Raw genomic sequence first — 18,435 nt, 5'->3', positions numbered from 1 at the left:
ACCCACACACATCGACGAGACCCCGCCCATCCGGGCGGGGTCTCGTCGTCTCAGCGCAGGATCCCCTTCCGCCGGGCGGCGGACACCGCGGCGGTGCGCGACGTGACGTCGAGCTTCGAGAAGATGTGCGCGAGGTGCGACTTGACCGTCGTCTCGCTGATGAAGAGCCGGTCGGCGACCTCGGTGTTCGACCGGCCGGAGGCGACGAGTTCGAGCACCTCGATCTCGCGGCTGCTCAGGCTGACCTGAGGCGCGCGCATTCGATCGAGGAGTCGCGAGGCGATGACCGGCGCGAGCGCGCTCTCCCCTGCCGCTGCCGCGCGCACGGCCGCGATGAGCTCGTGCGGAGGGGCGTCCTTCAGCAGATAGCCGCTCGCTCCGGCTTCGACCGCGCTGAGGATGTCGGCGTCGGAGTCGTAGTTCGTCAGGACGAGCACGTACGGCGCCGCGTCGAGGGAGCGGATGCGTCGCGTGGCGTCCGCCCCGCCCGACGCCGCGGTCGACCCGAACTGCAGATCCATCAGCACGACGTCGGGGTTCTCGCGTTCGGCCGCGCGCACCGCCTCGTCGGGGCCGTCGGCTTCTGCGACGACCTCCAGGTCCGGCTCCAGGCTGAACAGCGCGTGGAGGCCGGCGCGGACGATGGGGTGGTCGTCGGCGATCACGAGGCGGATCATGCGAGCTCCTCCAGCGACAGGTCGACGGTCAGTGCGGTTCCCCGGCCCGGCGCCGTATTGATCCGCAGCGTCCCGCCGAGCTGCTGCACGCGCTCTTCGGTGGCACGAAGCCCGAACGAGTCGGACCGCTCCGGATCGTGCGGCACGAGCGGCGCCGCATCGAATCCGATCCCGTCGTCGGTGACGCTGAAGTGCAGCCGGTCGCCGTCGACCGCGATGGTCACGGTCGCCGTGGTCGCGTGCGCGTGCTGGATGACGTTCGCGATCGCGCCCTGGGTGATACGCAGGAGCGCTGTCTGCAGGTGCATGGGCAGGACGACGGCATCCGACACCCGCACCCGGACGTCGAGTCCCTGGTCCGCCCACTCCCTCGCCGCGAGGCGACGCAGTGCCCCGCCCAGGCTCTGATCGTCGAGCTGCGGCGGGGTGAGCTCGCGGATGAAGCGACGAGCCTCGACGAGGTTCGCGGCGGCGGTCTCTCGTGCGAGGCGGATGTGCGCGATCCCGGGGCGTTCGGCATCCGCCCGCTCCGCGGCGTGCAGCAGCATCTGGATGCTCGAGAGCCCCTGAGCGAGCGTGTCATGGATCTCGCGAGCCAGCCGCCCGCGCTCCGCCAGCACTCCCGACTCGTGCTCGGTCGCTGCGAGGCGACCGCGGGTCGCCAGCAGCTCGGCGACGAGCGCCTCTCTCTGCCGCGCCTCGCGCGCGAGCGCCTCGTAGCCGAGCCCGATGAGGAGGGCGACACCCGCGCCGACCAGCGGACCGACCACGCCGCCCACGCTCCATCCGCCGTGAAGGCCGAGAGCGACGATCGCGAAGACGGTGGAGGCGAGGATCGCAGCGGTCCCCCACCACCTGCCGAGCAGATGCAGGTACAGGAAGAAGAGCGGGAACACGAGGTACGCGGCGTCGGCGATGAGCCAGGTCAACGCCAGCCACTGCACCGTCACGAGCGCCAGCCAGATCCCCGTCGAGATTCGAGACGACCGCACGGCCCCCGTGAGGAGCGCACCGGTGGCGTAGGTGACGCCGAGGACGACCGCGAGCACGGTCACCACCACGCTCGCACCGGTGGGATCGAGCACGGCGCGGGCGATTACCAGCCCCGTCAGCGCGAAGAAGAGCACGTGCAGACCCGTCCGCAGACCCACGAAGACGGGGGTCAGAGCGGTGTGCGCCATACGAGGGAGTCTATGCAGCGCGCTCGGCGCAGGCATCGTCCGAAAGAACGATCGGGAGATCGACCTTCCGGGTGCGGAGGGACGTGCCCGCGTCGGATGCCCGTTCGCGAACCGAGGGCGAGAGTGGAAACGGTCGCCGCACCGGCGGCCGGAAAGGCTCACCATGTTCGTCGCGTTCCGCGATCTCCGCTTCGCTCGAGGCCGCTTCCTCCTGATCGGCTCGGTCGTCGCTCTCATCACCGTGCTCGTCGGGTTCCTCAGCGGGCTCACCGGCGGCCTCGCCACCCAGAACGTCTCCGCCGTGCTCGCTCTGCCCGGCGACCGCATCGTGTTCTCCGCCCCCTCCGCGGCGGGCGGTGGGCCGAGCTTCTCGGACTCCGCGATCACGGCGGAGCAGGCCACGGCCTGGTCCGCGACCGACGGGGTGACCTCCGTGCGTCCCGTGGGGATCAGCCAGACCCGCGGCGAGAGCGACACGGCGCGCGCGGCCATCGCCGTGTTCGGCGTCGAACCGGGATTCGATGACACCGCCCCCGCGGAGGACGGTCGGTTGAGCCTGTCTGAACCCGCCGCCGAGGCCCTCGATGCCGCAGTCGGCGACGCCGTCACGATCGCCGGAACGGTGTACACCGTCAGCCGGATCGACGGAGACGGCTGGTACAGCCACACTCCCGTCGTGCAGATGACGCTCGCCGACTGGCAGCGATACTCCGCCGCCACCGGCACGCCTGACGCGTACGCCACGGTCCTCGCCGTCAGCGGGACACCGGATTGGGATGCCGCCGACTCGGCCCGGAGCACCGTCTCCGCAACGCCGCTGGGCTCGTTGACCGCGCTCAGCGCCTTCCGCTCGGAGATCGGCTCGCTCCTGCTGATGGTCGCGATGCTGTTCGGCATCTCCGGACTCGTGATCGGCGCGTTCTTCACCGTCTGGACCATGCAGCGCAAGGGCGACGTCGCCGTGCTCAAGGCACTCGGGGCGAGCACGCGCTCTCTCGTGCGCGACTCGCTCGGACAGGCCCTGATCGTGCTGGTCGCCGGGATCGGCCTCGGACTCGGCATCGTCGCGCTCCTCGGCGCGGCCGCAGGTGGGACGCTGCCCTTCATGCTGAACCCCCTCACCACACTCCTCCCCGGGGCCATCATGGTCGCCCTCGGGCTCGCGGGAGCAGCCTTCGCGCTCCGGACCGTCACCTCCGCCGACCCCCTCACCGCCCTCGGGAGCAATCGATGATCCGTCTCGACCACATCACCCTCACGTTCCCCGACGGGGACACACGCGTCACGGCCGTCGACGATGTGTCGCTCACCGCGCGCCCCGGCACCGTCACCGGCATCACCGGGCCCAGCGGCTCGGGCAAATCGAGCCTGCTCGCCGTCGCCGCCACCCTCATCCGCCCCGATCGCGGACACGTCGTCGTCGACGACGTCGACGTCAGCCGCCTGACCCCCCGCGAGGCCGCGGAGCTGCGCCGCGACCGGCTCGGGATCGTGTTCCAGCAGTCGAACCTCATCCCGTCCCTCACCGCCCGCGAGCAGCTCACCGTCATGAACGAGCTCGGTGCGCCCCGCAGCCGTCGACGTCGCAGCCGAGCCGCGGAACGCGCGGACGCGCTCCTCGACGCCGTCGGTCTCGCGGAGCACCGTGAGAAGCGACCGCATCAGCTCTCCGGCGGCCAGCGCCAGCGTGTGAACATCGCCCGAGCACTGATGAACGACCCCAGCGTGCTCCTCGTCGACGAACCGACCAGCGCGCTCGATCAGGAACGCGGAGCGTCGATCATCGACCTCATCCTGCAGCTCACCGAGCAGCTGAACACCTCGACGCTGCTCGTCACGCACGACCTCGTCCACCTCCCCCGCATGCACGCCGTCGTCCGTCTCGTCGACGGTCGACTCGCCGAGATCGCCTGAGAGCCGGCGCCTCGCCCTCGGGGCGGCGCCGGGGCCTCAGCGGCCGAGGGTCTCGCGGGGAGAGCACCCGTACGCGGCCCGATAGGCGCGAGCGAAGTTGTCCGGCGCGTATCCCCACCGGAGCGCGATCTCGCGCACGCTCGTACCCGCCCTCGGATCGCCGGCGAGCAGGTCGCGGTGAGCGCCGGCGAGTCGCACCCTGCGCAGCTCCCCCGCGGCGTCCGTGCCCGTCGTCGAGTGGCTGCGCACGGCATCGTCGAGCTGGGGCACGGACAGCGACGAGGCGGCGGCCACCTCGACCACGGTGATCGGATCCGCGGCGTGGTCGTCGATGTAGGCGCGCGCCCGCCGGTACCCCTCCTGTCGGGACCGCACGGAATCCCGGCGATGCACGGGGTCGCCGTGGAGCGCGAAGCACTCCAGCAGGCCGGCCACCATCATCCGGTACAGCGACGCGCGAAGCAGGTCGCTCTCGGCGAGCAGTGGCAGGTGGGCGAGGCTCCCGACGAGGAGTCTGCGGTACAGCGCGCTGGCAGCCTCGTCCACCGGCCCGCTGCTGTCGAAGCGCACGGTGAGGCAATCGTCCGCGTAGAACGATCGCGCCATCTGCTCGAGCGACGGCGCGTCGAACGACATCGCGACCATCTTCGCGTTCCCGCACGAGGCGTGGACCACTGAGTCGGGACGGATCAGGAAAGGCCGCGCACGGGCATCGCCCTCCTCCTCACCCGCGGACCACCCGTACCTGCCGCTGGAGATCACGGTGGTGAGCATCGGCAGCTCGGCCGTCACGGCGAAGGATCCGGTGAAGCGGATCCTGTTGAGGAAGAACTGCGGTGTGATCACGGAACGCTCGTGCATGGCCGTGTCGGATTCGGTGAGCTGCACCTTGCCGTACTGCTCCCGCATGCGTGCTTCGACCGCGTCGAAACCGGTCGAGACGACCGATTCGTCCAGCGTCGTCATCGTGCTCTCCTCTCTGTGCTCCTCCCGGAGGTTCTCCCCCGGAACGAGCGTCGGCGGGGCGGGTCCTCGGTCACGACGCCAACGTCGCCCGAGGACTCTCCCCGTAGGCGTTGCGGTAGGCGGCGGCGAAGCGCCCCATGTGGACGAAGCCCCACCGCCTCGCGATTCCGGACACCGTGTCGCGCTCGGGGTCGGTCGCGAGGAGCTCGCGGCGCGCCGCCGAGAGGCGGGCTGATCGGAGGTAGTTCATCGGGGACTCGCCGTACGCGCCCTGGAACGCGTACTGCAGTCCGCGGACGCTGAGTCGCGCGGCAGCCGCGATGTCATGGACCGTGAGCGGCAGGTGCAGGTTCTCGTCGATGTGCCTGCGGGCCCGGCGCGCCGCGGCCGACGGGGCAGCGACTCGCTCCCCCGGCCGGTGCAGACCGAAGGCGAGGATCGCCGTGGTGATGAGGCTCCGGGTCGCCTCCTGTCGGATCAGCACGTTGTTGTACATCGTCGGCTGCAGCACGTACTCGCGATAGAAGGCGATGCTCGCGCTCCAGAGGCCCTCCATCTCCGGGGACACCGGACGCAGCACCTCGAGATCGAGGGCTGTCGGCTCGTCGACGAACACCTCCCGGGCGACGTCGCGGACGGCCGCGCCGGGAATGGTCGTGACGGTGAACTCTCCCCGCGGCACGAGGAAGTCGCAGGCGAGATGCGTGGGCGGCCGGATGGTCTGTCCGAGCGTCGCCACGTGCTCGGTACCGCGCACGTCCACGACGTACACGCCGCCGGTCGTCACGATGTGGATCACATCCACCGGTGCGTTCGTCGCCTGGAACTCCGTGCCGATGTCGACCGCGGCATCCGTCACGATGTCGCTGATCGTGACGTCGGTGCGGAGTCCCAGCTCGCCCCGCCCCGGCGTGACGATGCGGCTGTCGACCATCGAGGACAGAGCCGACATGGCCTCGTCACGATCCCGCGTCTCGAACGTCGTCCTCTGGAGCACAGCGCCTCCGGGCTCTCGTCACGAACCGTGCCGCCGTGACCGGATGTCCGACCAACGCTACGCCCCTGTCCGCCGAGCGCAAGGGGCTCTCGACGACGAGTCGCTGCGCGAAACGGACAGTGCCCTTGCGCCGTGCGGCCGCGAGCGTAGCGTCGGAAGCACCTTTCGACCCCCAGACAGAGAGAGGTGATCCCCATGGGACGACTCGTATACGAGAACTCCGTGAAGACGACTTACGACGATCGGGCGCTCGCGCACCTCCAGCTCGCCATCCTCGCCAAGCTCCGGTTCGGCGAACCGTTCGCCCTGACGTGGAAAGACGATGCGAGCATCGGCGGCGGCCGCACGACCGTCTGGCTGCACACGCAGACGAACCTCGTCTTCAAGTACGAGACACCCCAGCGGCCACTCATCAACCGCGCCTGGGTCCACGCGCTGACGGTCACGGCGAACTCGCCGAGCGGCCTCTACCTCGTGCACGAGCCCTCGCCCGCCTCGACGGCCGCCGTGGCCTAGACGCCTCCTGGGGCAGGCCACCGGATTGTCCCAGGCGCTTCCGGATCTGTGAACCCCCTCTTCCCCCTGCTCACCGGGGCATGGACTGGCCTCTCGCGAAGCAGAAAGGCAGACCGATGAAAGCCATGACCTACCGCGGACCGCACAAGATCCGCGTCGAGGAGAAGCCGGAACCGCGCATCCAGCACCCGAACGACGCGATCGTCCGCGTCACGCGCGCCGCGGTGTGCGGTTCCGATCTCCACCTCTTCCACGGCATGATGCCCGACACCCGCATCGGCCACACCTTCGGCCACGAGATCGTGGGAATCGTGGAGGAGGTGGGACCGTCGGTCGAGACGCTCTCGCGCGGCGATCGCGTCATGGTGCCGTTCAACATCTACTGCGGCTCGTGCTTCTTCTGCAGCCGCGGGCTCTTCTCGAACTGCCACAACGTCAATCCGAACGCCACGGCCGTCGGCGGCATCTACGGGTACTCCCACACCACCGGCGGATACGACGGCGGGCAGGCGGAGTTCGTGCGCGTTCCGTTCGCCGACGTCGGACCGTCGGTCATCCCCGACTGGCTGAGTTCCGAGGATGCTCTGCTGCTCACCGATGCGTTCTCGACGGGATACTTCGGCGCGCAGCTCGGCGACATCGCCGCCGGCGACACCGTCGTCGTGTTCGGCGCCGGACCGGTCGGTCTCGCGGCCGCTCGATCGGCATGGTTCCTCGGCGCGGGGCGCGTGATCGTGGTCGACCACATCGACTACCGGCTGGAGAAGGCGCGCACCTTCGCCTTCGCCGAGACGATCCACCTGTCGGATGTCGCCGACATCGTGCTCGCGCTCAGGAAGACGACCGGGTACCTGGGGGCGGACGTGGTCATCGACGCGGTCGGTGCCGAGTCGGACGGCAACGTCCTGCAGCACGTGACGAGCGCCAAGCTCAAGCTCCAGGGCGGCTCGCCGGTGGCCGTGAACTGGGCCATCGACTCGGTGCGCAAGGGCGGGACGGTCTCGGTGATCGGCGCCTACGGTCCGCTGGTCTCGGCCGTGCGGCTCGGCGACATCATGAACAAGGGACTCACGGTCCGGGCGAACCAGGCCCCCGTCAAGCGCCAATGGCCGCGGCTGCTCGAGCACATCCAACAGGGCCTCGTCTCGCCGAGCGACCTGCTCACGCACCGGTTCCCCCTCGAGCACATCGCCGAGGCGTATCACGTGTTCTCGTCGAAGCTCGACGACTGCATCAAACCGCTCGTCGTCGTCGGAGAGGAATGATCATGCCCTACGAAGCATCCCGCCCCGCACTCGCCCCGTCCGAGGAGGAGCTCCGCGCCCGCATCCCGGGATGGGGTGCCGACCTCGCTCCCGAGCACCGCCGCACCTGGCAGGAGCTCGACGACGTCGGCGAGACCGGCGCGCACTGGATCTTCCCCGAACGGCAGGGCGACGACCCTCGCCGAGAGCGCTCGATCGAGCACGGCATGCTGCCACCGGTCTACGGCACGGCTCAACCGCTGCACGGACTCGCCGGCGCCATCCGCCGCTTCGCCTACGACCGCTTCAGCGAGACGAAGAACACCCGGTGGATGCTGCTGGTGCTCGGCGACCGGGTGGATGCCGTCACGGCCCACCTCCGGTCGTTCGCCTCACGGCATCCCGACGATCCGGTGACGCAGACGGGGGTGGCCGCGGAGCTCGGCCATCACCCCGTGCGCTCCCGGTTCGGCCGCGGACGCCTCGACCTGCGGCACACCTGGATGGATCCGATCCTCGTCGTCGGCCCGTGGATCGCGGCGGCAGCCCTGACGTTCTCCGTCCTCCGACGCCTGATCCGACGCTGACCGAGCGCTCGTCCGTCGAGCTCAGCCGCGCGGGCGGTGGGCGCGGCGGGCGAGGGCGTCGGCCGCCCGCACGAGTGCGAGGTGCGAGAACGCCTGCGGAGTGTTGCCGAGCTGGCGCCCGGCGGCCGCGTCGTACTCCTCCGACAGCATCCCGACATCGTTCGCGAGCCCGCACAGGCGCTGCATGAGCGCCTCCGCCTCGTCGATGCGCCCTGTGCACGCGTACTGCTCGACGAGCCAGAACGAGCACGCGAGGAACGCCCCTTCGGTGCCGGAGAGCCCGTCGACCCCCGTCGTGGTGCGGTAGCGATGGACGAGGCCGTCGTGCATCAGCGTCTGCTCGATGCGTGCGACGGTCGCCCGCATGCGGGCGTCGTCCGGCGCGCAGAAACCCACCTGCGGGAGCAGCAGCAGCGAGGCGTCGACCTCGTCGGTCTCGTAGTGCTGCACGAAGTGTCCGTCGACGACGCCGCGGGTGTCGATCTCGTCGCGCATGCGGTCGCGCAGTTCGCGCCAGCGCTCGACGGGGCCGTCGAGCCCGTCCTCCTCGACCGCGCGGACGGCCCGGTCGAACGCGGCCCAGATCATGACCCGCGAGTGGGTGAAGAAGCGCGCCTCTCCCCTGATCTCCCACAGCCCCTGGTCGCGACGCTCGATCTGCTCCGAGGCGAAGCGCAGCAGCTGCCGTTCGAGCGCCCACGAGAACGGGGACTCCGGAACGCCGGCCGCACGCGCCGCCGACAGCGTCACGATCACCTCGCCCACGACATCCGCCTGGTACTGGGTGGATGCGCCGTTGCCGAGGCGCACGGGGCGCGACCCCTCGAACCCCGGAAGGTGATCGAGCTCGCGCTCGGCGATGTCCCGCTCGCCCGCCGGTCCGTACATGATCTGCAGATCACCGGGGTCCCCGGCGACGGCGCGCAGCAGCCAGGTGCGCCAGGCGTCGGCCAGATGCAGGAAACCGTGCCCGACGAGGGCCTCCAGCGTAAGAGCGGCGTCGCGCAGCCACACGTAGCGGTAGTCCCAGTTGCGCTCGCCCCCGATCTCCTCCGGAAGTCCCATGGTCGCCGCAGCCGCGATGCCGCCGGTCTCGTGATTCGACAGCGCGCGGAGGATCAGCAGCGACCGCACCACCTCGTCGCGATGCGGACCGTCGTGGGCGATCCGCCCCGCCCACTTCCGCCACCACGCGGCGGTCTCCGCGTGCGCCCGCTCGACGTCGAGCGGCTCGGGCACCTCGCGGTACGAGGGGAACCAGGTGAGGTGCAGGTCGCACGTCTCGCCCGCCCGCACGGCGACCTCGCCGCGGTGCTCATGGTCGACCGATGCGAGCGCGGCTCCGCGCACCGCGACCGCGTCGGGACCGGCCATCGCGACGAGACACGGCGCCTCCGGGGTGCCTGTCTGGCGCAGCCACGGCATCGCCCTGGCGTAGTCGAACCTCAGCGTCAGATGCTGCGTGAACGACATCTCTCCCCTGATGCCCACGACACGGCGCACGAGATCGGTGCGCAGGATCTCGGCCTCCGGATCGGGGCCGACGGGCATGAAGTCATGCACCTCCGCGACGGCGTCTCCGCTCTGCCAGCGCGTCACGAGCACGAACGTGTCGCCGTCGTAGCGGCGGGTGCTGACGGCATCCCTGTCCGTCGGCCGCAGCTCCCAGCGCCCGTGCGTCTCGTCGCCGAGCAGCGCGGCGAAGACCGAGGCCGAGTCGAGTCGCGGCAGGCAGAGCCAGTCGATGCTCCCCCCGCTCGAGACGAGGGCCGTCGTCCGACAGTTGCTGAGAAGGGCGTAGTCCTCGATCCGTTCCGGCACGGACCGTAGTGTGTCACGATTCCCCGCCCCGGGGCCACGGGGTGGCGCAGGGACACAGCGGATGCATACTCTCGTCGGCATGACCGGTTCGCCATGCACCCTCCTCATCCTCGGCGCGTCGGGTGATCTCACCTCGCGCCTGCTCCTCCCCTCCCTCGGATCCCTCCTCACACGGGAGCCGGGTCGCACCGTGACCGTGCGCGGGGCCGGTGTCGAGGACTGGGATGCGTCGCGCTGGCAGGAGACGGTGCGGGATGCCGTGGGCGCGCCGGTCGACGAGGGCACCGTGACCGTGGGCGACTACACCGCTCTGGACGTGACCGACCCGACGGAGATCGGCGCTCTCGTGGAGACCCTCTCGCCGCGCACCGTGCTGTACTTCGCCCTGCCCCCGGCTGTGACGCGCAAAGCCATCGATGCGCTGCACGGCGCAGAGCTGCCCGACGACGTGGTGCTCGCGATGGAGAAGCCGTTCGGCGACGATGCCGCGAGCGCCAGGTCGCTCAACGAGGCCCTCGTCGCGCTCGTGCCCGAGAACCGCATCTTCCGCGTCGACCACTTCCTCGGGCGCTCGATGCTGCTGAACCTGCTCGGCCTGCGCCTCGCCAACCGCATGTGGGACCCGGTGTGGTCGGCCGAGCACATCGACTCGGTGCTCATCCGCTTCGACGAGAGTCTCGCGCTCGAGAACCGGGCGCGCTACTACGACCACGCGGGCGCCATGATCGACATGATCCAGAGCCACCTGCTGCAGGTGCTCGGGCTCATGGCCATGGAGCCTCCCGCGACACTGGGCGAGCGCGACCTGCGTGATGCGAAGGCCGCCGCGCTGCGCGCCACGCACGTCTGGCGCAACGACCCGGCGAGCGCATCGTTCCGAGCGAGGTACACCGCCGGAAGGGTGGGCGACCGCGACATCCCCTCGTACGCCGACGAGGAGGGCGTGGATCCCTCGCTCGGCACTGAGACGCTCGCCGAGGTGGTGTTCGAGGTGGCGAACGAGCGCTGGGCCGGCGTGCCGTTCGTGCTGCGCTCCGGCAAGGCCCTCCCGACGAAGCGGTCGGAGGTCGTGGTGACGTTCCGTCCGGTCCGGCATCTGCCGGAGGGGCTGCGCAACGCACCTCGCGACGGCGGTCGGCTCACGTTCGCGCTCGGGCCCGACCGCATGACCCTGGGCGTGCACGTGACGAGCGGCGACGAGCCGTTCGATCTGCGACAGGAGGACCTGGTGGCCGAGCTCGGACAGGGGCAGCAGCGGTCCTACGAGGAGGTCCTCGACGAATTGCTCGACGGCGACGTCACGCTGTCGGTGCGCGACGACGAGGCCGAGGAGTGCTGGCGCATCCTCCAGCCGATCCGTGACGCCTGGGCGGCGGGCGAGGTGCCTCTGCAGGAGTACGCGGCGGGGACCGACGGACCGGAGGGCTGGCCGAGCTCCTCAGGGTTCGCGCCGCGTGACACGACGGCCGCCGCCGATGCGCAGACGGCGACCGAGACGACGCGCGGAGGCGACACGCCCGCCTGACGCGACGCGCCAGCGCCGACGCGGGCTCCCGGGCAGCAGCGGCGAGAATGGAGACCATGTCCTCGAACCCGCGCCGACGGCTGCTCGCCTCGATGCGCCGGATCCTGCACACCGATCCGTCGGCCGTGGCCTACACCGAGGCCCTGCCGGTGATCGACGAGCGCACGGTCCCCCGCGTCCTCGACCTCGCGACGCGTATCGGCGAATCGATGTTCGCCGTCGGGGCCTCGGCGCACGAGGTCACGCTCGCGATCATCCGCGTGTGCGAGGCGTACGGGCTGCGAGGCGTTCAGGTCGACGTGACCTACAACTCGATCACCGTGTCCTTCCACCTGAGCGGCGAGGTCTGGCCGGAGACGCTCGTGCGCGTGGTGCGGGTGGCGGCGCCCGACCATTCCAAGCTGCAGCGCGTGCAGGCGCTCGTCGCCGACATCGACGACGGTCTCGACCTCGAATCGGCGCGGTCGACGTTCCGCGCCATCCGGCGACTGCCGTTCCGCTACCAGCAGGCCGTCGTCATCGTGGCGCGTGCGCTCCTCGCCGTCGGCGTCAGCATCCTCCTCGGCGCCTCGCCGATCATCGTCGGTCTGACGTTCGTCGCGGCGCTGTGCGCGGCGATCACGCAGGCGGCGCTCGCGCGCATCCGGGTGCCGCTGTTCTTCAGTCAGATCGCCGGTGGCTTCGTCACGACGGTCGTGGCGGTGGTCGTGTCGGCTCTGGGGGCGGCGGGGATCGAGCCGTTCGTCGGCATCCGCCCCTCGATCATCGTCGCCTCGGGCATCGTGCTGATGCTCGCCGGGCTCACCGTGGTGGGGGCGGCGCAGGATGCGATCGACGGCTTCGCGCTGACCGCCGGCGGACGCATCCTGGATCTGACGATGCAGACGCTGGGCGTCGTGATCGGCATCCTCGTCGGGCTCGAGCTGGGCGGTCTGCTCGGCTTCACGATGGACCTGCCTGACGACCCCGCGCCCTTCGGCCCCTTGCCCGCGGTGTTCGCGGGGGCGATCATCATCGCCGTGGCCGTCGCCGTGTTCAACGGCGCGGGCCTGCGGATCATCCTCGTGAGCGCCCTCCTCAGCGCGATCACGATCGCCGGCTACACGCTCGCGACCGCGGTGAACGTGCATCCGGCGGCGGCCAGTGCGGTGGGTGCGCTGCTGGCGAGCTTCGTCGGAGTGCTCATCGCGCACAACCTGCACGTGCCGTCGGTCGCGGTGACGACGGCGGCGATCGTTCCGCTCGTGCCCGGGGTCGCGGTGTTCCAGGGTCTGTTGGAGATGGTGCATGCCGGCGGGACGACCTCGGGGGTCATGGGGGCCGGGGGATCGCTCATCGACGCGGCGGTGATCGGCATCGGCCTCGCCTCGGGCGCCTCGCTCGGGCTCTATCTGGGGACGCCGGTGCGTGCCACTCTGAGCAGCGTCACGAAGACGCGCGCAAGGGTGCGCCGCTGACGATCCTCTGAATCAGGGGGAGTCGGTCTTCCGGATAGGTTGTGCACAATTGAATTGTGTACGGTAGATGTATGGCCGTGACCGATGAGATGGTGTGCTTCTCGCTGTACTCCGCCGCCCGCGCGACCACGCAGGCGTACCGCTCGCTGCTCGCACCCTGGGGCCTCACCTACCCGCAGTACCTCGTGCTCGCGATCCTTTGGAACGAGGGCGAGCAGAGCGTCGGCGCGCTGGGAGAGGCGATGCAGCTCGACTCCGGCACGCTGTCTCCCCTCGTCCGGCGACTGGAGCAGGCGGGCTACGTCACGCGCGCCCGCGGCACCGACGACGAGCGCGTGGTGCTCGTGCGTCTCACCGACGCCGGACTCGCCCTGCGGGCCGAGGTCGCGCCGGCCCGAGCCACCGTCGCCGAGCTCGCCGGGATGGCCGACCCCGAGCACCGCCAGCGCCTCATCGCCGAGCTGCGCGAGCTCACGGCCCTGCTCCAAGGCGTGACCGATCACGAGCACGCACGCGCGGCGGCACGCGACTGACTCCGCGCTCTGCGCCGCACCCGCCGGACCACAGGACCGCACACCCGGACCGCACAACAGGAAGGAGTCCACACGATGGACGCTCTCTACACCGCCGAGGCACTCGCCACCGGAGCAGGACGCGACGGTCGCGTCGTGACCCAGGAGGGCGCGCTCGCCCTCGATCTCGCCATCCCGAAGGCGATGGGAGGCAGCGGCGCGGGCGCCAACCCCGAGCAGCTGTTCGCCGCCGGCTACGCCGCCTGCTTCCACTCCGCACTGCAGTCCGTGGCCCGCAGCCAGAAGGTCGCGATCACCGACTCCTCGGTCGGCGCGCGCGTGCACATCGGATCGAACGGCCAGGGCGGGTTCGGCCTCGCCGTCGAACTGGAGGTCGTCATCCCCGGACTCCCCCACGAGCAGGCGCAGGCTCTCGCCGACGCCGCCCACCAGGTCTGCCCCTATTCGAACGCGACCCGCGGCAACATCGACGTCGCGATCACCGTGTCGGACGACTGACCCCGTCGATCACCCGACACCCGCCCATCCCACGAGGAGGAAACCCATGCGCGCACTCATCCACCAGACCTTCGGCGAACCAGCCGACGTCCTCGCCGTCGAGGAGCGACCGATCCCCGACCCCGGCCCAGGGCAGGTGCGGCTGCGCATCGTGCTCTCGCCCATCCACAACCACGACCTGTGGACCGTGCGAGGCACGTACGGGTTCGTGCCCGACCTTCCCGCAGCATCCGGCACCGAGGCGCTGGGCGTCGTCGACGCGCTGGGCGAGGGCGTGGAGCACCTCACGGTCGGGCAGCGCGTCGCGACAGGCGGCACGTTCGGCGCCTGGGCGGAGTACGTGGTCGCGAACGCCGCCGGGCTCATCCCCGTGCCGGAGGCCCTGAGCGACGAGAGCGCGTCGCAGCTGGTGTCGATGCCCTTCAGCACCATCAGCCTGCTGCAGTTCCTCGGCGCGCAGGAGGGCGACTGGATCGTGCAGAACGCCGCGAACGGCGCGGTCGGACGCATGCTGGCCCAGCTGGGCGCCGCGCGCGGCGTGAACGTGATCGGCCTCGTCCGGCGCGCGGCCGGCGTCGAGGAGTTGCGCGAGCAGGGGATCGAGCGGATCGTGGCCACCGACGCCGAGGACTGGCGCGACGAGGTCGAGCGCATCACGGGCGGAGCGCGCATCGCGTTCGGCATCGACTCGGTGGGCGGCTCGGCCGCCGGCGACGTGCTGTCGCTCGTCGGCGAGGGCGGCACGCTCGTCGCCTTCGGTGCGATGCAGTCGCCGGTCATGGAGATCGCCTCCTCCGACGTGATCTTCAAGCAGGCGACCGTGAAGGGGTTCTGGGGCAGCAAGGTCATCCAGACGATGGATGCCGCGACCCGCACCGCTCTGTTCGGCGAGCTCATCCAGCGCGTGACCGACGGCACGCTGACCCTCCCGGTGGCGGGCGTCTTCGATGCCGCCGACATCGCCGACGCCGTGCGTGCGAGCACCTCCGCCGGACGCGTGGGCAAGATGCTGCTGCGCTTCTGAACTCTGACCCTGGTGAGGCGCGGACAATTACTTGACACCGGTAATTAATGCGCTACGCTGACGGTGCTGCCCGATTCGATCGACCACACCGGAGTGCGATGAGCGACACCCTGCGCCTCACCTGGGATTCCCCGGCCTCCCGCTGGGACGAGGCCACTCCCCTCGGCAACGGGCGCATCGGCGCCATGGCCTACGGCGGATCGGGGCTCTACCGGCTCAACGACTCCACCGTCTGGTCGGGCACTCCGGACGGTCCGGCCCGCGCCCTCGACGAGGTCATCGCACGCGGAGCCGGGCCCGAGCGCCTGGCCGAGGTGCGCGCCGCTCTCGACGCGGGCGACGTGCGACGGGCGGAGGACCTCCTCATGGCCTTCGAGGGGCCGTACTCGCAGGAGTTCCTGCCGCTCGCCGACCTCCGCGTCGACATCCTCGGCGCGGACCCCGTCACTCCCGCACGCACCCTCGACATCGACGAGGCCTGCCTGCTCGAGACGCTCTCCACCCCGCGCGGACGCGTGCGCCGACGGTCATGGGTGTCCGCACCCGCCCAGGCTCTGCTCGTCGAACTGACCTCGGAAGCCCCCTTCGACGTCGACCTGGAGGTGTCCACTCCGCTGCAGGGCGACGCCGTCGAGCTGCACGGCGCTCTCGCGCTCGATGTGCGGATCCCCGTCGACGGCGCACCGCTGCACGAGGCCTCGGTCGAACCGGGGCATCGCTACGCCGACGACGACGCCGACACCGAGGCCTACGACGCCTACGCCGCGGTCGTCGCGGCCATCGACTCCGACGGCGAGATCGACGGCGCCCCCGGGCGCCTCGCCGTGCGCAGAGCCCGTCGACTGCTGATCGCCCTGTCCACATCGTCGCGCGCCGAGTCGTGGTGGGCCGACGCCGACGGGGACTGGCGGACCGCCTCACGCGAGGCGATCCGGGATCGCGCCACGGGGCGAGCGGATGCCGCGGTTCGCCGAGCCGCCGCAGAACTGCTCGCCGAGCACGTCGCCGACCGGCGGCGCGCGACCAGGGCGCGATTCGCGATCGGCAGTCGGCGTGAGGGGACCTGGAGCGTCGACCGCGATGTGCTGCGCGGCGACGACCCTCGGCTGCGCGCGACCGTCGTCGCCGAGTACGGCATGTACCTGCTCGCCTCGAGTTCGCGCGCCGGAAGCCCGGCTGCCAACCTGCAGGGCATCTGGAACGCCGAACTCCGCCCGGCCTGGTCGTCGAACTACACGATCAACATCAACACCGAGATGAACTACTGGGCGGCCCCCGCGCTGCACGCCCCCGACGTCTTCGAACCGCTCCTCGCGCTCGTCGAGCACCTGGCGGACACGGGGGGGGACGTGGCCCGGCGCCTGTACGGCGCCCGCGGGTGGGTCGCCCACCACAACAGCGACGTCTGGGGCTGGACCCTCCCGGTCGGCAACGGCCGCGGAGCGGCCAGCTGGGCCATCTGGATGATGGGCGGCGTCTGGCTCACCCACAATCTCTGGGACGCGTACGAGTTTGGCGGCGACCGCGACCTGCTGCGGACGCGGATCTGGCCGGTCCTGCGCGGGGCGACGGAGTTCTGCCTCGACTGGCTCGTCGACGGCCCGGACGGACTCCTCCGCACCTCTCCCTCCACCTCGCCCGAGAACTCCTACGTCGCCGCGGACGGTCGCCCCACCCCTCTCGGCCTCACCGCCGCCTCCGACCTCGCCCTCATCGGCGCGCTCTTCACCAGGACGCTCCGCGCGATGTCCGACCTCGCGCTCGACGATGCACTCGAGGCCGAGGTGCGCAGCGCACTCACCCGGCTCGCACCCGTGCGGATCGGTGCCGACGGGAGACTGCTGGAATGGGGCGCCGACGTTCCGGAGCACGAGCCGCTGCACCGCCACCTCTCCCCCGTCGTCGGCCTGTATCCACTCGACAGCATCACGCCGGAGGCGACGCCGCAGCTCCTCCACGCCGCCGTGCGGTTCCTCGACGCGCGCGGCCCCGGGGCGATGGGGTGGTCGTGGGCCTGGAAGGTCGCGCTGCGGGCGCGCGCCGGACAGGGCGACGTCGCGGCATCCCTCCTGGAGGAAGCGCTGACGCCGTTCGACGGCGATTCCTCGCGGCACGGCCCGGTCGACGGCTCCGAATGGGGCGGACTTCTGCCGAACCTGTTCAGCACGCACCCGCCGTTCCAGATCGACGGCAACCTCGGATTCCCCGCGGCCATCGCCGAGATGCTCGTGCAGAGTCACGCCGGCGAGATCCGGCTGCTGCCGGCGCTCCCGGAGGCCTGGCCCGAGGGCGACGTCCAGGGCATCGCCGTCCGCTCGGGGCTGGTCCTCGACCTCGCCTGGTCGGAAGGGCGCGTCACCGCGGCCACCGTGCGCAACCCCGGCGCCGAGGACCGGTCGATCCGCGTGCGCATCGGCGGGCAGACGATGCCGGTCGACGTGCCGGCGGGCACAGCGCTCGCCCTCCCGCTCGCCCCCGCGCCCGATGCCGAGCACACGGAGGATGCGCATGCACGGTGAGATCACGACGGTCGACGTCGCGACCACGCAGACCGAACCCGACGACTTCGACGCCTTCTGGGCCGACACGATCGCGGAGACCCGCAGCCTGCCGCTCGATGTGACCGTGACGCCGCACCCGACGCGGCTCACCCAGATCGACGTGCACGAGGTGAGCTTCCGGGGATTCGGCGGCACGCCGATCCGGGCGTGGCTCCGCGTCCCGCTCGGCGCGACCGCGCCGCTGGCCGGCATGGTGCAGTTCTTCGGGTACGGCAACGGCCGAGGGCACGCTCTGCGCGATCTGCGCTGGGCGGCTGCCGGGTACGCGCACCTCGTCGTCGACGCGCGAGGGCAGGGTCACGGCGACACCGACGACGATCACGCCGACGGCGGACCGTCGGCCGGCGGCTTCCTCACCCGGGGCCTCCGGTCGCCCCGGGAGTACTACTACCGCCGCGTGTACGCGGATGCGGTACGGGCCGTGGATGCGCTGCGCGCCCTCGACCTCGTCGACCCTGCGCGCGTCGGCGTCGTCGGGGCGAGTCAGGGCGGGGGCATCGCGCTCGCGATCGCCGGCCTGGTCCCGGACCTCGCCGCCGCCGTGATCCAGGCCCCCTTCCTCTGCGAGCTCGACCGCGCTGCGACGCTGAGTCGGGAGCATCCGTACTCCCTGCTGACGCAGTACCTCGCGGACCGGCGCGGCGACGCCGCGACCGCCCTCGACACCCTGCGGTACTTCGACGGCGTGAACCACGCCAAGCGTGCGACGGCTCCGGCTCTGCTGAGCACGGGGATGCTCGACGGCATCGCCCCGCCCGAGACGGTGCTGCCGGCCTTCAGCGCGTACGGCGGGACGAAGACCGTGGTGCTGTGGCCGTACAACGGCCACGAGGCGGGTGGAGACCTCGACGAGGAGAACGGCCTCGACTTCGCGGCTCGGCACCTCGCCGTCGACGCTCCCCTGTCCGCCGCCGCGGATTCGCTACGATAGCCG

The 18,435-nt window shown here is 71.1% G+C and carries 17 protein-coding genes; 12 read left to right on the top strand and 5 right to left on the bottom strand.

Annotated features, from left to right (window positions below; genetic code table 11):
• Positions 1 to 50: 50 nt before the first annotated feature.
• On the bottom strand, positions 51 to 677 hold the full coding sequence (locus RAC69_RS11510) for a response regulator (protein ID WP_375086930.1): 627 nt from the start codon (positions 675 to 677) through the stop codon (positions 51 to 53).
• Positions 674 to 1,858, bottom strand: a complete 1,185-nt coding sequence (locus RAC69_RS11505; RefSeq protein ID WP_375086929.1) for a sensor histidine kinase — start codon at positions 1,856 to 1,858, stop codon at positions 674 to 676. The genes RAC69_RS11510 and RAC69_RS11505 overlap by 4 nt, the downstream gene beginning before the upstream one ends.
• 163 nt (positions 1,859 to 2,021) lie before the next feature.
• Here RAC69_RS11505 and RAC69_RS11500 point away from each other — a divergent pair, with 163 nt between their 5' ends.
• Entirely contained in the window at positions 2,022 to 3,092 is a 1,071-nt protein-coding gene (locus RAC69_RS11500; protein WP_375086928.1) for an ABC transporter permease, read from the top strand.
• Entirely contained in the window at positions 3,089 to 3,772 is a 684-nt protein-coding gene (locus RAC69_RS11495) for an ABC transporter ATP-binding protein (protein WP_375086927.1), read from the top strand. Before RAC69_RS11500 ends, RAC69_RS11495 begins: the two co-directional genes overlap by 4 nt.
• 36 nt (positions 3,773 to 3,808) lie before the next feature.
• Here RAC69_RS11495 and RAC69_RS11490 read toward each other — a convergent pair whose 3' ends face one another.
• The gene (locus RAC69_RS11490) at positions 3,809 to 4,738 is read right to left on the bottom strand and encodes a helix-turn-helix domain-containing protein (protein ID WP_375086926.1); all 930 of its coding nucleotides are present in this window, start codon (positions 4,736 to 4,738) and stop codon (positions 3,809 to 3,811) included.
• Positions 4,739 to 4,808: 70 nt separating this feature from the next.
• A complete protein-coding gene (locus tag RAC69_RS11485) occupies positions 4,809 to 5,690 on the bottom strand; it encodes a helix-turn-helix transcriptional regulator (RefSeq protein ID WP_375086925.1) in 882 nt (293 codons plus the stop codon).
• Positions 5,691 to 5,930: 240 nt separating this feature from the next.
• On the opposite strand from RAC69_RS11485, the gene RAC69_RS11480 reads away from it, so the two are divergent.
• From RAC69_RS11480 to RAC69_RS11470, 3 genes are all read left to right on the top strand, one after another.
• Positions 5,931 to 6,251 (top strand): ATP-dependent DNA ligase, encoded by a 321-nt coding sequence (locus RAC69_RS11480; RefSeq protein ID WP_375086924.1) that lies wholly within the window; start codon positions 5,931 to 5,933, stop codon positions 6,249 to 6,251.
• 116 nt (positions 6,252 to 6,367) lie between these two features.
• Positions 6,368 to 7,516 (top strand): zinc-dependent alcohol dehydrogenase, encoded by a 1,149-nt coding sequence (locus RAC69_RS11475; protein ID WP_375086923.1) that lies wholly within the window; start codon positions 6,368 to 6,370, stop codon positions 7,514 to 7,516.
• Between the two features lie 2 nt (positions 7,517 to 7,518).
• Positions 7,519 to 8,082: a hypothetical protein gene (locus RAC69_RS11470; RefSeq protein WP_375086922.1), complete on the top strand. Its 564-nt coding sequence runs from the start codon at positions 7,519 to 7,521 to the stop codon at positions 8,080 to 8,082.
• A 21-nt stretch (positions 8,083 to 8,103) separates the two neighbouring features.
• Here the strand turns inward: RAC69_RS11470 and RAC69_RS11465 are convergent, their stop codons facing one another.
• Positions 8,104 to 9,903 (bottom strand): glycoside hydrolase family 15 protein, encoded by a 1,800-nt coding sequence (locus RAC69_RS11465; protein ID WP_375086921.1) that lies wholly within the window; start codon positions 9,901 to 9,903, stop codon positions 8,104 to 8,106.
• Between the two features lie 79 nt (positions 9,904 to 9,982).
• Between RAC69_RS11465 and RAC69_RS11460 the strand changes: the two genes are divergently transcribed.
• From RAC69_RS11460 to RAC69_RS11430, 7 genes are all read left to right on the top strand, one after another.
• On the top strand, positions 9,983 to 11,428 hold the full coding sequence (locus RAC69_RS11460; RefSeq protein ID WP_375086920.1) for a glucose-6-phosphate dehydrogenase: 1,446 nt from the start codon (positions 9,983 to 9,985) through the stop codon (positions 11,426 to 11,428).
• A gap of 56 nt (positions 11,429 to 11,484) precedes the next feature.
• Positions 11,485 to 12,885 (top strand): threonine/serine exporter ThrE family protein, encoded by a 1,401-nt coding sequence (locus RAC69_RS11455; protein WP_375086919.1) that lies wholly within the window; start codon positions 11,485 to 11,487, stop codon positions 12,883 to 12,885.
• A 71-nt stretch (positions 12,886 to 12,956) separates the two neighbouring features.
• The gene (locus RAC69_RS11450; protein WP_375086918.1) at positions 12,957 to 13,418 is read left to right on the top strand and encodes a MarR family winged helix-turn-helix transcriptional regulator; all 462 of its coding nucleotides are present in this window, start codon (positions 12,957 to 12,959) and stop codon (positions 13,416 to 13,418) included.
• Between the two features lie 75 nt (positions 13,419 to 13,493).
• A complete protein-coding gene (locus RAC69_RS11445; protein ID WP_341934859.1) occupies positions 13,494 to 13,916 on the top strand; it encodes an organic hydroperoxide resistance protein in 423 nt (140 codons plus the stop codon).
• Between the two features lie 46 nt (positions 13,917 to 13,962).
• Positions 13,963 to 14,940, top strand: a complete 978-nt coding sequence (locus tag RAC69_RS11440; RefSeq protein WP_375086917.1) for a zinc-binding dehydrogenase — start codon at positions 13,963 to 13,965, stop codon at positions 14,938 to 14,940.
• A gap of 98 nt (positions 14,941 to 15,038) precedes the next feature.
• On the top strand, positions 15,039 to 17,459 hold the full coding sequence (locus RAC69_RS11435) for a glycoside hydrolase N-terminal domain-containing protein (protein ID WP_375086916.1): 2,421 nt from the start codon (positions 15,039 to 15,041) through the stop codon (positions 17,457 to 17,459).
• Positions 17,449 to 18,432 carry an acetylxylan esterase gene (locus RAC69_RS11430; protein WP_375086915.1) on the top strand — a complete coding sequence of 328 codons (984 nt, stop codon included), beginning with the start codon at positions 17,449 to 17,451 and terminating at the stop codon, positions 18,430 to 18,432. Before RAC69_RS11435 ends, RAC69_RS11430 begins: the two co-directional genes overlap by 11 nt.
• Positions 18,433 to 18,435: the final 3 nt, after the last annotated feature.

The organism is Microbacterium sp. LS_15 (assembly GCF_041954735.1).
Classification (GTDB): Bacteria; Actinomycetota; Actinomycetes; order Actinomycetales; family Microbacteriaceae; genus Microbacterium.
This window is presented reverse-complemented; position numbering and strand designations above follow the sequence as displayed.

Coding starts and splice junctions, on each gene's coding strand:
- RAC69_RS11510 (WP_375086930.1), bottom strand. CDS start 677: ATGATCCGCCTCGTGATCGCCGACGACCACCCCATCGTCCGCGCCGGC.
- RAC69_RS11505 (WP_375086929.1), bottom strand. CDS start 1,858: ATGGCGCACACCGCTCTGACCCCCGTCTTCGTGGGTCTGCGGACGGGT.
- RAC69_RS11500 (WP_375086928.1), top strand. CDS start 2,022: ATGTTCGTCGCGTTCCGCGATCTCCGCTTCGCTCGAGGCCGCTTCCTC.
- RAC69_RS11495 (WP_375086927.1), top strand. CDS start 3,089: ATGATCCGTCTCGACCACATCACCCTCACGTTCCCCGACGGGGACACA.
- RAC69_RS11490 (WP_375086926.1), bottom strand. CDS start 4,738: ATGACGACGCTGGACGAATCGGTCGTCTCGACCGGTTTCGACGCGGTC.
- RAC69_RS11485 (WP_375086925.1), bottom strand. CDS start 5,690: ATGTCGGCTCTGTCCTCGATGGTCGACAGCCGCATCGTCACGCCGGGG.
- RAC69_RS11480 (WP_375086924.1), top strand. CDS start 5,931: ATGGGACGACTCGTATACGAGAACTCCGTGAAGACGACTTACGACGAT.
- RAC69_RS11475 (WP_375086923.1), top strand. CDS start 6,368: ATGAAAGCCATGACCTACCGCGGACCGCACAAGATCCGCGTCGAGGAG.
- RAC69_RS11470 (WP_375086922.1), top strand. CDS start 7,519: ATGCCCTACGAAGCATCCCGCCCCGCACTCGCCCCGTCCGAGGAGGAG.
- RAC69_RS11460 (WP_375086920.1), top strand. CDS start 9,983: ATGACCGGTTCGCCATGCACCCTCCTCATCCTCGGCGCGTCGGGTGAT.
- RAC69_RS11455 (WP_375086919.1), top strand. CDS start 11,485: ATGTCCTCGAACCCGCGCCGACGGCTGCTCGCCTCGATGCGCCGGATC.
- RAC69_RS11450 (WP_375086918.1), top strand. CDS start 12,957: ATGGCCGTGACCGATGAGATGGTGTGCTTCTCGCTGTACTCCGCCGCC.
- RAC69_RS11445 (WP_341934859.1), top strand. CDS start 13,494: ATGGACGCTCTCTACACCGCCGAGGCACTCGCCACCGGAGCAGGACGC.
- RAC69_RS11440 (WP_375086917.1), top strand. CDS start 13,963: ATGCGCGCACTCATCCACCAGACCTTCGGCGAACCAGCCGACGTCCTC.
- RAC69_RS11435 (WP_375086916.1), top strand. CDS start 15,039: ATGAGCGACACCCTGCGCCTCACCTGGGATTCCCCGGCCTCCCGCTGG.
- RAC69_RS11430 (WP_375086915.1), top strand. CDS start 17,449: ATGCACGGTGAGATCACGACGGTCGACGTCGCGACCACGCAGACCGAA.